The sequence below is a fragment of the Austwickia chelonae genome, assembly GCF_003391095.1.
GTDB lineage: Bacteria > Actinomycetota > Actinomycetes > Actinomycetales > Dermatophilaceae > Austwickia > Austwickia chelonae_A.
In genome coordinates this window covers 1,588,934-1,602,371 of sequence record NZ_CP031447.1, presented here as the reverse complement: position 1 = coordinate 1,602,371, position 13,438 = coordinate 1,588,934, and the positions used below count along the sequence as shown (strand labels likewise).

The 13,438-nt window shown below is 63.9% G+C and carries 9 protein-coding genes; 3 read left to right on the top strand and 6 right to left on the bottom strand.

The window, feature by feature from the left end; translation table 11 throughout:
* Nucleotides 1-62: 62 nt before the first annotated feature.
* Nucleotides 63-1,715: a methyl-accepting chemotaxis protein gene (locus tag DX923_RS07005; protein WP_205413114.1), complete on the top strand. Its 1,653-nt coding sequence runs from the start codon at nucleotides 63-65 to the stop codon at nucleotides 1,713-1,715.
* Nucleotides 1,716-1,726: 11 nt separating this feature from the next.
* Here the strand turns inward: DX923_RS07005 and DX923_RS07000 are convergent, their stop codons facing one another.
* Entirely contained in the window at nucleotides 1,727-2,572 is an 846-nt protein-coding gene (locus DX923_RS07000; RefSeq protein WP_240322788.1) for a glycerophosphodiester phosphodiesterase, read from the bottom strand.
* A 382-nt stretch (nucleotides 2,573-2,954) separates the two neighbouring features.
* On the opposite strand from DX923_RS07000, the gene DX923_RS06990 reads away from it, so the two are divergent.
* The gene (locus DX923_RS06990; RefSeq protein ID WP_116113686.1) at nucleotides 2,955-4,460 is read left to right on the top strand and encodes a M4 family metallopeptidase; all 1,506 of its coding nucleotides are present in this window, start codon (nucleotides 2,955-2,957) and stop codon (nucleotides 4,458-4,460) included.
* On the top strand, nucleotides 4,430-5,467 hold the full coding sequence (locus DX923_RS06985; RefSeq protein ID WP_116113684.1) for a hypothetical protein: 1,038 nt from the start codon (nucleotides 4,430-4,432) through the stop codon (nucleotides 5,465-5,467). Before DX923_RS06990 ends, DX923_RS06985 begins: the two co-directional genes overlap by 31 nt.
* 179 nt (nucleotides 5,468-5,646) lie before the next feature.
* On the opposite strand, the gene DX923_RS06980 is transcribed toward DX923_RS06985, so the two are convergent.
* The 5 genes from DX923_RS06980 to DX923_RS06960 form a co-directional block, all read right to left on the bottom strand.
* Nucleotides 5,647-9,219: an ABC transporter ATP-binding protein gene (locus tag DX923_RS06980; protein ID WP_116113683.1), complete on the bottom strand. Its 3,573-nt coding sequence runs from the start codon at nucleotides 9,217-9,219 to the stop codon at nucleotides 5,647-5,649.
* 170 nt (nucleotides 9,220-9,389) lie between these two features.
* Nucleotides 9,390-11,891 carry a polyribonucleotide nucleotidyltransferase gene (locus DX923_RS06975; protein WP_116113681.1) on the bottom strand — a complete coding sequence of 834 codons (2,502 nt, stop codon included), beginning with the start codon at nucleotides 11,889-11,891 and terminating at the stop codon, nucleotides 9,390-9,392.
* Between the two features lie 275 nt (nucleotides 11,892-12,166).
* A complete protein-coding gene (gene rpsO / locus DX923_RS06970; protein WP_116113680.1) occupies nucleotides 12,167-12,436 on the bottom strand; it encodes a 30S ribosomal protein S15 in 270 nt (89 codons plus the stop codon).
* Nucleotides 12,437-12,596: 160 nt separating this feature from the next.
* Nucleotides 12,597-13,019, bottom strand: coding sequence for a nucleoside-diphosphate kinase (ndk, locus tag DX923_RS06965; protein ID WP_116113678.1), 423 nt, complete (start codon nucleotides 13,017-13,019; stop codon nucleotides 12,597-12,599).
* 46 nt (nucleotides 13,020-13,065) lie between these two features.
* Complete coding sequence (locus DX923_RS06960; RefSeq protein ID WP_240322787.1) at nucleotides 13,066-13,422, bottom strand: DUF4233 domain-containing protein; 357 nt, start codon at nucleotides 13,420-13,422, stop codon at nucleotides 13,066-13,068.
* Nucleotides 13,423-13,438: the final 16 nt, after the last annotated feature.

Below are 13,438 nucleotides of genomic sequence, written 5' to 3'. Positions count from 1 at the left end.
CTCAAAAATCGATTTCCTCAGCCGACAAGAACGAGAATCCATCCACACGGAGGGCTCTCTTCATGCGTCAGTCAACACTGATCCGTATCGCTGCAGTAGCCGCTTTGATCCTCGCGGTCGTCACGGGGAGCGCGGTCGTCGTGGCTTTCCGTACCGGTGCGAGCGCAGACCTCGCCTTGGAGCGGCAGTCAGCCTCCCTGGCTGCTGCGCGAGCCGTGGCTGATTCCTCAGCGCTCCTGACGAACAACATCCGTGCATTCGCTGCGACCGGTGACACCCAGTGGAGTGATCGGTACTGGACGGAGATCAACACGACCAAGTCCCAGGCGAAGGCCTTGCAGAAGCTGAAGGAGCAGGGCACACCGGCTGAAGAGCTGGCCTTGGTCGACCAGGCAAGCGCCAATTCCGCCAATCTGGTCAAATTGGAGACTCGGGCCATGCGGTTGGTCTACGAGGCGCAGGGTGTGCCGAACAGCCAGATGCCCCCCGCCGTGGCCGGATGGTCCTTCTCTGCAGAGGACCAGGCTTTGCCTGCGGCGCAGAAACGATCGTTGGCGGTCTCACTGGTCCATGGCAAGGAGTACTCCGACGAGGTGTCGAAGATCATGGCACCCATCACCGATTTCGACCGGCGTCTCTCGACCCGGTTGCAGAAGGACGTTCAGGACGGTCGGGACGCCCGGGACAAGGCGCAGTACGCCCTGGCGGGGTCCGCTTTCCTGTCCGCTGCGGCCTTCGCGGGGGTCTTGCTGCTGGTGAATCGACAGATTGGTTCTGTCATCAGCCGGTTCACCCAAGAATTGCGCGTGAACGACTCCAAGGATCTGACCTTCCGGCTGGCTCCGGCCGGCGTCCTCGAACTGCACGAGTTGGCAAAGGCGTTCAACCATCGCACTGAACAAGTCGCTCAGATGGTTCGGCAGATCGGCCATGACGCCAACGATCTGACCCGCTCTTCCGAAGAGCTGACCTCGACCGCCCAGCACCTGGGAAAAGTGGCAGATGAGACTTCTTCGCGATCCGGCAATGCCGCTGAACGTGCCGATGTCGTCAGTGGGAATGTGAGCACGGTAGCTGCCGGAACCGAGGAGATGCACGCCTCCATCGAGGAGATCGCTGCAGCAGCCGGCCGGGCAGCGCAGGTGGCCGAAGAAGCTGCCAGGGAGGCTGCTGACACCGCCTCTATCGTCGACAAGCTCAGCACGTCAGGGGTGCTCATCGGTGAAGTGATGAAGTCGATCACCAGCATCGCTGAACAGACCAACCTGCTTGCGCTCAATGCCACCATCGAGGCTGCCCGAGCCGGAGAGGCCGGTAAGGGTTTCGCCGTCGTGGCCAACGAGGTGAAGGACCTGGCCCGACAGAGCGCAGAGGCCACGGAGGACATCTCGGCGAAGGTTCTGGGTATCCAGGAGGATGCTGCGGCGACGACCACTGCCTTGCAGAAGATCACGGATGTCATCGGTCGGATCAACGAGACCCAGTCGACCATCGCCTCAGCCGTGGAGGAACAGACCGCGACCACCCGGGAGATGACCCGCTCGGTGCAGGATGCGTCCGACGGTTCTCAGCAGATCGCCGTCACGGTGGAGGAGTTGGCGAACCAGTCCAAGCAGGTGGCTGTCGGGGCGGGATCCGCACTGGATGCAGCAGTTTCGATGTCGAAGACCGCCTCAGGGTTGCAGAGCCTGGTGCGCTCCTACCGCGTGTCCTGACCGATCGTGGCTCAGGGCCGGGTCGGACGATTCTGAGGCCAGGCCCCCCGTTCTCGAAGGACATGGGCCAGGACATCGATCCGGTCGGTGAACAGGCCGTCCACTCCCAGGTCGAACAGTTCGCGCATCTGTTGGGCGTCGTCAACGGTCCAGATGTGCACCTGCGCTCCGGTGCGTTGTGCCGCTGCCAGGAGCTGAGGGGTGAACACGGTGACCGTTCGCCCCAGGATCTTTCGTCGCAGCGGAATCTGGTAGGCGGCAGCCGGTGAATGGATCCATCTGGTCAACGACGAAGGTGCGAAACGGAGCCAGGCGATTCCCCAACGGCCGGCCGCGGTGGCGACTCGGCCATGGGAGATCCGGCGGAAAGCCCACAGCCTGCGGCGGGAGAAGGAGCTGACGCAGACTCGGTCGTGCATCTGGAGTTCTTCGATGAGCACCCACAGCGCTGGTCCGGTGCCTTCGGCTTTCAGGTCGATGTTGAAATGGGCGTCGGGGAAAGCGTTGAAGAGTTCTCGCAGGGTGGGGATGGGTTCGCTTTCCCCGATCCGAGCACGACGGACTTCTTCCAGGGTCATCTCCGCAACGGCGCCTTCCATGTCGCTGACCCGTTCGAGTCGTGCGTCGTGCAGGGCGAGCAGGACACCGTCGACGGTCAGATGGACATCGGTTTCCAGGTAGCGGTATCCCAGCTCGACGGCAGCTGCGAAAGCTTTGAGGGTGTTCTCTTTCCCCTGGGTAGGTGCATAGCGGGTCCCTCCTCGGTGAGCGAGGGCGAGTGGTCCGGTGACGAGATATCCATCAGATGTCACGATCTCTGCCTCTCCAGGTGCTGAGCTGCCCCAACCCGTCGACATGCTGCGGGCTCTCCCTTGTATAAGACGATCTTCCACCGAGCGGCGTGCCCCGCAGTCGAATCAGGACAAAGAGGACATTCTCGGGTGCATATTCCCGCCGTAAGGAGGAGCACATGAGTCATCCGTACCGCTCTGTGGCCGTGACCGGAACCCTGGTAGCCCTCGTCCTGGCCTCCGCAGTGCCCACATTCGCATGGCCCGGTCAGCGGCCTGCCGTCGAAGACGGTTCGACACAGGCATCACACGAGGTGGATCCGGCTCCGGCCGCTGAGGAACTGAGCGAGAGCAGGCGCGCTGCCTCGAGGGTTCCCATGCTGGTCACCAAACTTTCCATTCCTGCACCGGCTCCGGATGAAGGTGCAGCCGCCACGGAGTACGTCCGATGCACGGTCACGGCAATGAACGTGTCGTCACCGGTACCAGCGGGCAGGTCTATCACGAGTTGCGTGTCGATGTTCACCCGAAGGTGAGTGTGGAGACCGCGCAACAGCTGGCATTGCGCGTGTTCTCCCCCGCTGCCCGACGGGGAGCCACCACCCAGGACGCAGGTCTGGTCGTCCTCCCGAACGGCAGAGGCGTGCTGACCCGCGTCATCCGCGTAACAGCGACCCAGGGCACCGGGAGCAATACGGTCCGGGATGTCTATGTCGATGCGCACACCGGGATGATCCGGCTGAACCAGTCCGCAGTCCGCTTCTCCGGGATCGGGCCAGCAGCACCACTCCCGATGGCGCCGACTCAGCCTGGTGGCCCTGACGCAGCACCCACCTCTCCCCCCACGACTTCGCCCAGCCCACCGGTCCCTTCACCAAGTCCCCCGAAACCGACTGGTAGCGCAACGTCAAGTACACCGGCCCCAGCCGCAGGTGACGTGATCAAGACGACAGGGAAGAACACCCGAGGAGAGTCGATACCCATCGTCGTGAAGGGGGAACCAGGGCACTACGCGCTGATCGACGACTCCCGTCGCAAACTGGATCCGGCAGGTAGCTCGGTACAGACCTACGACGCACGAGGTATCGAATGGTCGAACCTGGTGAAGACCATGCCCACGGAAGTACAGCCCTTCGTGACGAAGATGATCCCCGTCGAAGGGGAGGCCTCCGAGTTCGGCGCAGTTGACGCGCATTGGGGGGCGGCCCAGGTCGTCGACTTCTACCGGAACAAGTTCGGCCGTAACGGGCTGGATGGACGTGGTTCCCCGGTGATCTCTGCCGTCGGTGCGGTCGGCCTCCACGGCGCACCGTTCATCAATGCCTTCTGGGATGGCACCAAGATGGTCTACGGAGGCAAGGGGGACGGTTATCGTCCGTTGTCGTCCAGCCTGGACATCGTCGGCCACGAGATGACCCACGGGGTTTCTTCCCATACCGCCCGGTTCATCTATCACGGCCAATCCGGTGCCCTTGACGAGGCCTTCGCCGACTACTTCGGCAATGCCATCCAGCTGTCGGTGAAGAAAATCGACATGAACGCCCCCAACTCCGGGCTGATCGGTGAGGATTCCTGTTTCAGCCTGGCCCCTCAGAAGTGTGCCGTCAGAGATCTCGACGAGGTACGCACTACCCACGATCACTTCTTGGGCACCGGAGAGGATCACGGAGGTGTCCATGTGAATGCCACGATCCCCGGTGGCGCACTGTGGGAGATCCGTAAGAAACTCCCTACGGACGTGGCTGATTCCATCGTGTACGCGGCGATGACCCAGTATCTCGCCCCGCTGTCGAACTTCGTCGATGCCCGTCGGGCCGTATCGCGGCCGCCGAGCAGGAGTCGGTCACCGAGAAAGACCTATCGGCCATCAACGCAGCCTTCGACCGACGTGGAATCACTCCGGGTTGGGAGAAGGAGCTGGGGATGGACTCTCGCCAGCTCTACCAGCACGTGAACGGCGAGTACTCCACCTTGTCCTCCCGAGGAAGTCACTGGGTGATCGACCAGATCGACAAGGACGACCGCAGCCGCATCATCGTCGGCAGCGTCGATGGCCAGACCCGGCCGCAGGTTTTCTCCCCCGATGACGGCTGGGAACATTCTGCACCGCGCACCGACGGCCGCAGCGTGGTCTGGCAGTCCTTACGACTCAACCAGAAAGGCGAATCAGAGCAGCGCGTGCTCAAACGTGATCTCAAGGGTGGCCCGGTACAGGTCCTCGATTCCGGAACAACGGTCTGGTTCGAAGAGCTGTCGGTCGACGGGCCGAATACGGTCTGGAGTCGTTCGCAGCGGGGAGAAGCCGGGCACGACGTCTATTTGAGCACCGGCCCTCAGCGCGCCCCGATCAACCTCACCCCCGGTGAAGAGACCTCATTCGCTCCCTCGGTACGGAACGGCGTCGTCAGCTATTTCACCAGTCAGGGTTCTGCTGAACAGGAAGAACACAGCGTGAGCGCGCGCAATCTTGCCTCCGGGGTTGTCCAGAAGCGAGCTCTGGGCAAGGCTTCCTCCGGTGAGAAACTCGTTGGAATTTGGACGATCAGCACCGGCTCCACCGTGGTCTGGACCCAGCAGATCGACGGCGGAGAAGGCCACGTCGGCATCATGGTCGCCGACCCGACCCTGAACAGGGTGACTCCGGCTATCCCCCTTGGACCGAAGAGCCCTGTCCTACCGCTGATCGATGCCAGCCCACAGGCCATCACCTATCTGCCCAGCAGTACGGAGAGCAACCGTCGATGGACCAATGCCGTCGAGCCCAAGCTCTTCCAGATCACCATGCCGGTGTTCCACCCGCAACGGGTCACTCCGGCCAGGCCTGCGCTGCGGGTCTCCTGCAACCGTGGTGCGCAAGGCTCCCCCAGCGCAGCAGAAGGGCGGCGTGTCCTGTGGCTAGATGCCACTCTCGGCCGTACCAGCATCGTCGTGCGAGACCACCCGGCAGGAGTCTGCAGGTAACCGTACTCGACCGGTGACGGATCCCTCGGGGCCCGCCCATCACCTCGACAGGCGGGCCCTTCTCCTGTCCCAGCTCCGCCAGGGCGTACTCCAGGACACGGCCCCTGTCGAGGGGCCGGAACAGGTGCCCGTTCCTTGAGTACACCTGCCCGGACGGCTGGTCACGCCTTCACCACCGCTCATCCGGCCAGGTGGTTCCATCTGCTCGCCAACTCCGACCACACGCCAACCGCTTCGACCCGCCCGTCGACCAGCACCACGACGCGATCAGCCTGAGCCAGAGCGGCACGTTTGGACGTTGCTCCGACAACGGTCACCGATCGCTGACGTAAGGCCTGCCACAGCTCGATCTCGGTTCGGGCGTCCAGAGCGGAGGAGATGTCATCGGCCAGGAGCAACTCGGCATCGGCCGCCAGTGCCCGCGCGAGAGCAAGCCGTTGGACCTGGCCACCGGACAGACGCACACCGCGATGTCCGACCACGGAGTGGAGACCGCCGGCCTGATCGAGATCAGGCCCGAGTCGCGCGTCATCGACCGCGCCCCTGACGTCCCGGGCATGTCCGAGTTGGACGTTCTCGACGAAGGTCCCGGAAAGCACCCGTGGTATCTGCGAGACGTAGGCGACCTGACCCGGCCGGAGGAAGATCTCCGGGTCATCGACAGGAACCCCGTTCCACAGCACATCGCCTCGGTGATCGGTGAGCCCGGCCAAAGCTCTCAACAAGCTCGACTTCCCTGCACCGACCTGTCCCAGCAGCAGGACGAGTTCACCGCGCTCGATCTCGAGATCGACCTGTTCGACACCGATCGTTCCGTCCTCATGGACGGCGGAGAAATCTTTCAATGTCAGCCGGTCCAGGGCCACCCGTTCGACGGCCAAGGGATTCGGGGCCGACCCGGTGAGCAGATCAACTCCCTCGGGGAGCTTCATCAGATCGACGCCACCGGCCATGCGGCTCGTCGCGACCTGCCACGCACGAGTGCCCGGCGCCTCGGTGACCACTGCGCCAGCTACCCTGCCGAACCAGTCGAAACCGTTCACCGCACTCACGACCAACAAAGCAGTGGCCAGCCCCCACCACCCCCACAGCGTTCCCGACCAGGCGGCCACCGCCCCGGCCTGGATCAAGACACCAGGAACGCCGTCGAGCACAGCCTGCACCCGATGTTCCTTCACTGCTGCTTCGACACGTCCGGCGTCGATCTGTCGCAGATGGCTACGCATCTGCGGTGTACGGGCAGCGAGTTTGACCGTCCTCGCCGACTCCAGCGCGGAGACGAGAACCCGCCCGAAACGTGCGCGAGCTGCCGACGCCCTCGCCGCAGAACGGCCCGCTATCGGGCGCCCGACCGACGATGCCGTCGCGGCGCCCAGCATGACGATCAGCAACACGAGACCAGCCAGCCATGTCCCCGCAGCGAAAGCGGTCAGGACCGCAATGATCATGCCGTTCACGAAGTCGACCCAGCGATCGGCGTAACGGGCGTAACGGTCGGCGTCCATCGCTCGGGCAACGACCTCGCCCGGCGGGACACGATCGAGACGACGTTGTGCGGTCTGTCCTACGAAGACGGACATCCGGACGCGCAGAAGCACTTCCACCCACCACCGTGGATACCTCGCGACCGTGATGACCAGTGCGCATGGGCCGAGGAAAACACTGAGTACGAGAAGAACCAGCCAGGGCCAGGGGAGCCTGTCCTGGGCCAGGTTCTCGACCAGGTGCCCCCAGGCGAAACCCGTCAGTACGCCTTGTGCACCCGAGATCGAGAAAACGAGGAAGAGCACCACCGAGAAGACGCCCCACGCCGGTCGGATCGCCAGTGCATTGGCGATTCCTCGAGCCAGCGAAGGGCCGGAAGTCGGCAGAGGACGTTCGGGGGGTGTGCCCCGGCGTCGGATGGCACCGATGGCGGACGACGGCAGTCCTTCCTTCGCCCCTGGTCCCCCGGCCTGCGCCCGGCGGTTCTCCGTCGTAGCCGCCTTCCTCGGACCCTGGCTTCCCGGAGGGCTGCTCGCTGCGACGAGCAGGTCACGGTACGGGCCCTCCTGCTCGGCCAGCATCTCTCGTGCCCCACGTTGAACGACGGCCCCGTCGGCGAGGACGGCGACCGACTCGGCCCGGGCGATCGTGGAGAGCCGATGCGCGATGAGAACACCGGTTCGCCCCCGCAGGAGTCGCTCAGAAGCTTCCACCACCCGTGCCTCGGTCAGTGGATCCATGCGCGCGGTGGCCTCGTCGAGCACGACCACTCGCACATCACGCATGAGGAGACGCGCGAAGGCGAGCAGCTGCTCCTCCCCCGCGGAGAGCACCGATCCACCTGGCCCCAAGGGCGTGTCCAGCCCTTCGTCGAGCCCGTCGACCCACTCGGTGAGCCCGAGTTCGGCCACAACCGCTTCCACTCGTTCGCGGGGCTCGTCGGCGAACAGGGTGATGTTCTCGGCAAGGGTGCCCGCGATGATCTCGGTACGTTGGGTGACCACTCCGACAGCACGCCGTAACTGCTGCAGGTCCAGGTCGCGTACGTCGACCTCGCCGAGGAAGACCGTGCCTGGGGCAGGGTCGACAGCCCGGGAGATCAGTGCAGCCAGCGTCGACTTCCCAGATCCTGTCCGTCCCACCAATGCCGTGGTCTGCCCGGCAGAGACGGTCAACTCGACATCACGGAGCGCGAAAGAACCCTCAGCGTAGGCGAAAGATGTTTTCCGGAACTCCAGGCTCAAGGCTCCGTCAGGAAGGCCGAGTCCACCGACTGGTTCGGGTGGGAGCGCCAGCATCTGCCGCAAGCGGATGACAGCGCCGAGTCCGGCCTGCAGGTCGGGAAGCTGGTCAGCGATCCGGGCGATATGACCGACAAAGGTACTGGTGACAAGAAAGAGGGTCACCAGCTGTCCGACAGACATCTGCCCCGCCCAGGTGAACCCGACCCCGGAGCAGGCCACCGCCACCAGAAGACCGTGCAGCACAAGACTCGCACGTAGGGTCACCTGTCGTTCCAGCAGAATCACGTCGAGAAAGCGTGCATGGACCGTGGCGGACAGTTTCGCCAAACGTTGGACCGCGAAAGCCTGTCCGAGGCTCGTCCGCAGGTCGTCGCGTCCGGTGATGCCTTCTTCGAGCACAGCGGCGTGGTCGGTCCATGCCACTTCCTCGACGACCTTCCGTTCAGCTATCGGTCGGAGCAGCGGGCGGACGAGAAGAAAGGTCACGAACACGAACAGCGGGAAAAGAACCAGGGAAGGCCACCACGTGAAGGCTGCTACGGCGAGCATCGGCACCGTGGTGGTGACGGCTCTGAGCATCATCCACACCTGCAGGCGAACCAATGATCCGATTTCGCGGGTGTCGTCGTCGACCCGGTCGAGAACTTCACCGACGGCTTGCTCCGACAGTTCCGACAACGGCTGATCGAGAGCGGCGTCGAGGAGCTCTTCCCGGAGCTGTCCTTCGGCGCGGTCCGTCGAGCCCGCCCACAGGTAGCGCCCCAGGGTGTCCAACAGGGCACCGCCGATCACGCAGACCGCCAGCACGGTCACGAGCGGAACCGTGGCTTGTTCGGCCAAACGTCCGGCGATGACCGTCCCGGTGGATGCGCCGAGTGCGCTGAGCACAAGCACCCCGACAGCTGCTGCGGCAGTCGGGGTCTGTAACCGTCGCCAGGTCACCGTGGACGCACCGGCGGCCGGTGGACCGCCAGGCGGGCGATACAGCGTCGCGGCTTGTGGCAAAAGAGGCGAATCAGTCACATCAACCAGATCCTAGAGATCCGATGTCCTTGGTGCACCTGATTATTCGATATTGCAAGGTCTGTTGCCTCAGCGAGCGGACAACCCCGTTCGCAGAACAGCCCCTTATGACGCAGGAAGGCCTGGCGCACCCACATGGTGTGCCAGGCCTTTCCTCGTTTCGCTAGAGGTCAGCTCTCGTCGGCAGAGCTGTTCGCACCCTCATTGGACATACCGTTGTCGCGGCGCGGACGACGACGACGGCTGCGCTGACGCCGTTCGCCACGTTCACCGTCTTCGGAGCGGGCCGAGCCTTCGTCCTCGGAGACGGAGTCACCATTGTTGCGTTCGATGTTCTCCTGCCGCGGTCGACGCTCACGGCGATCTCCGTCGCGGCCACCGCGGTCACCCCGGTTGGCACGGCGCTCGGCTTCTTCCGCGGCGGCAGTGTCTGCGGCAACCTGCTGCTCCTCGGTGAGAACCGCCCCCAGGGAGAGCTTTCCACGGGGGTCGATCTCCTTGAGCTCGACCTGGACCTTCTGCCCGATCGACAGGACGTCCTCGACCGAGTCGATCCGCTTGCCGCCCACGAGCTTGCGCACCTCGGAGATGTGCAGCAATCCATCTTTCCCAGGCAGCAGCGAGATAAAGGCACCGAAGGTGGTGGTCTTCACCACGGTGCCCAGGAAACGTTCCCCGATCTCCGGCATCGTCGGGTTGGCAATGGCGTTGATGGCCGTACGAGCTGCTTCCGCGCTCGGCCCATCGGTCGCCCCGATGTAGACCGTTCCATCGTCCTCGATGGAGATCTCGGCGCCGGTGTCCTCCTGGATCTGGTTGATCATCTTGCCCTTCGGGCCGATGACCTCACCGATCTTGTCCACCGGGACCTTCACGGAGATCACCCGCGGCGCGTGCGGGCTCATCTCGTCCGGTACGTCGATGGCCTCGTTCATCACGTCGAGGATGTACAGACGTGCGTCGCGGGCCTGGGTGAGCGCGCCGGCCAGCACAGAGGCAGGAATGCCGTCGAGCTTGGTGTCCAGCTGGATCGCGGTCACGAACTCACGGGTACCGGCGACCTTGAAGTCCATGTCACCGAAAGCGTCCTCAGCACCGAGGATGTCGGTGAGGGCCGCGTACTGGGTCTCACCGTCCAACTCGGCACTGACCAGACCCATCGCGATACCTGCGACCGGGGCCCGCAGCGGCACACCTGCATTGAGCAGGGAAAGGGTTGATGCGCAGACCGATCCCATCGACGTGGAACCGTTGGAGCCGAGCGCCTCGGACACCTGACGGATCGCGTAGGGGAACTCCTCACGGGTGGGCAGCACCGGCATGAGTGCCCGCTCCGCCAGCGCGCCGTGGCCGATCTCGCGACGCTTCGGCGAGCCCACTCGGCCGGTTTCACCGGTCGAGTACGGCGGGAAGTTGTAGTTGTGCATATACCGCTTACGCGTGGTCGGCGACAGCGTGTCGAGCTGCTGTTCCATCCGCAGCATGTTCAGCGTGGTGACACCCATGATCTGGGTCTCGCCGCGCTCGAAGATCGCTGAACCGTGCACCCGGGGAAGCACCTCGACCTCAGCGCCGAGGGCTCGGATGTCGGCCAGGCCGCGGCCGTCGATCCGGACCTTGTCCCGCAGGATCCGCTCACGAACGAGCGACTTCTGCAGCGAACGGTAGGCCGAGGAGATCTCCTTCTCGCGCCCTTCGAAAGGCTTGCCCGCTCCGGCGAGTTCTGCTTTGAGCTCGTCCTTCAGCTCGTCGAGCTGGGTCTCCCGCTCCTGCTTGCCCGCGATCTGCAGCAGACCACGCAGCTTCTCGCTGGCAGCGCTCTCGACAGCGGCGTAGGCATCCTGTTCGTAGTCCAGGAAGATCGGGAATTCGATCGGGGTGATGCCGTCCTTCGCACGCTTCTTCTCAGCGAGTTCCGCCTGCGCACGGCAGAGCGTGGCGATGAACTTCTTCGCGGCCTCAAGACCCTGCGCGACGACCTCTTCGGTGGGCGCCTGAGCGCCTTCCTTCTTCACCAGGTTCCAGGTGGAGTCGGTGGCTTCGGCCTCCACCATCATGATCGCGACGTCATCCGTCTCGGCGGAGTCACCCTCGGTGACGATCCGGCCGGCCACGACCATGTCGAAGCAGGACTTCTCGATGTCGCTGAAGTTCGGGAAGGCGACCCACTGCCCGTCGATGAGCGACATACGCACACCACCGACCGGACCGCTGAACGGTAGGCCAGAAATCTGAGTGGAAGCACTCGCCGCATTGATCGCCAGGACGTCGTACTGGTGATCGGGGTTGAGTGCCAGAACCGTGATGACGACCTGGACCTCGTTGCGCAGCCCCTTCGCAAAGGTGGGGCGCAGCGGACGGTCGATGAGCCGGCAGGTCAGGATGGCATCGGTGGACGGACGGCCTTCCCGACGGAAGAAGCTGCCGGGGATACGCCCCGCGGCATACATCCGCTCCTCGACGTCGACAGTCAGGGGGAAGAAGTCGAACTGGTCCTTGGGGGACTTACCAGCCGTGGTGGTGGACAACAGCGTGGTCTCGTCGTCCAGGTAAGCGGTAACGGAGCCTGCTGCCTGCTTGGCCAGACGCCCGGTCTCGAAACGGACCTTGCGAGTGCCGAAGCGACCGTTGTCGATCGTGGCTTCGGCGAAAGTGATCTCTGGACCCTCCATCGGGCCCTCCTCTTCTCTTCGTACGGGCCGCGCGCATCATCGTTGTGCGTCGGCTCTTCCTCAATTCACGTGCTGTCTCCCGAAGGACAGCACGTTTCCTACGTACACATCTCCGGTCGTCTCGTCCGACCGACCCGCCGTGGCCCCTGTTGTCACGATATGACGTAGAGGTCTCGAGCGCTGAACGGTCCGGACGACCACGCTGTGTCCATTCCCCCGAAAATATGCGAAAGAGCGGTTCCCGACAGTCGGGAACCGCCCATCACATCACAAGGTCATCGACGCAGGCCGAGACGCTTGATCAGCGAACGGTAACGCTCGATGTCCGTCGCCTCCAGGTAACGGAGCATCCGCTTACGGCGTCCGACCAGAAGGAGCAGTCCACGACGGCTGTGGTGGTCGTGCTTGTGCTCACGGGAGTGCTCGGTGAGGTCCTTGATCCGCTGCGTGAGCAGTGCGACCTGAACCTCGGGAGAGCCGGTGTCGCCCTCATGGGTGGCGTACTCGGCCATGATCTTCTGCTTCGTTGCTGCATCCAACGGCATGGTGACGACTCCTTGACTCATTGCGCGGTGCCTGACGGTGGTTCCACTCAGGCGCTCTCTATCCGCGGCCGATCCACGGCAAGGAGCAAGCTTAGCAATGACTCTTCCTCGATCCCAATCCATGATCCAGGACGAGACAGAGACCTGGCTCTGCCCTCCGTCACGTCAATCCGGGAAACCAGATCTCGATCTCCCGCAGAGCGGACTCAGGCGAATCCGAACCATGCACGATGTTGAGGACCGGACCTTCACCCCAGTCCCGCCCCAGATCTCCCCGGATCGTGCCCGGGAGAGCCTCGGTCGGATCGGTCCGACCGGCCAATGAACGGAAACCCTGAATACACCGTGACCCCTCGATGACGACGGCAGTCATCGGTCCGGACGCCATGAAGTCCAACAGCTCCTCGTAGAAGGATTTCCCCTGGTGCTCCGCATAGTGCTCCGCGAGCATGTCCCGGTCCGCAGTGATGACCTTCAAGGCGACCAGGCGATATCCCTTGGCCTCGATGCGGCGAAGTACCTCGCCGGTGAGTCCACGGGCGAAAGCATCGGGCTTGACAAGGATGAGTGAACGTTCAGCCATGCATCCACCCTAGTCAGCAGAACAGGGCCTGGAACATCTCATGTGCTCAGGTCTGGACCTGGCCACGCAGATAGGACTCCGTGAGGTCGTCCATCCGAGATCCCTGCACCAGGGCCACCCACCACAACGCCCCGAAGACCAACCCGGCCGCCACCATCATAGGGAGGACGATGCCGCACAACAGGGTCATCACCTGCAAGAACCACCCCAAGGTGACCCCGTACGATCGATGCAGGAGCCCTGCGGCGACGACCAGAGCCACCGCCAATCCCGTCCCTGCCCACAGATATACCTGCGCGCCGCCTTGTCCGGACGCATCGGCCAAGGCCCGAGCACCCACCGCGCCGAAGAAGACCACCGGCGCCTGGGTACCCAGGACAACAGCGCCGAGGCGTCGGGTCATTTTCCGCTGCGTTCCG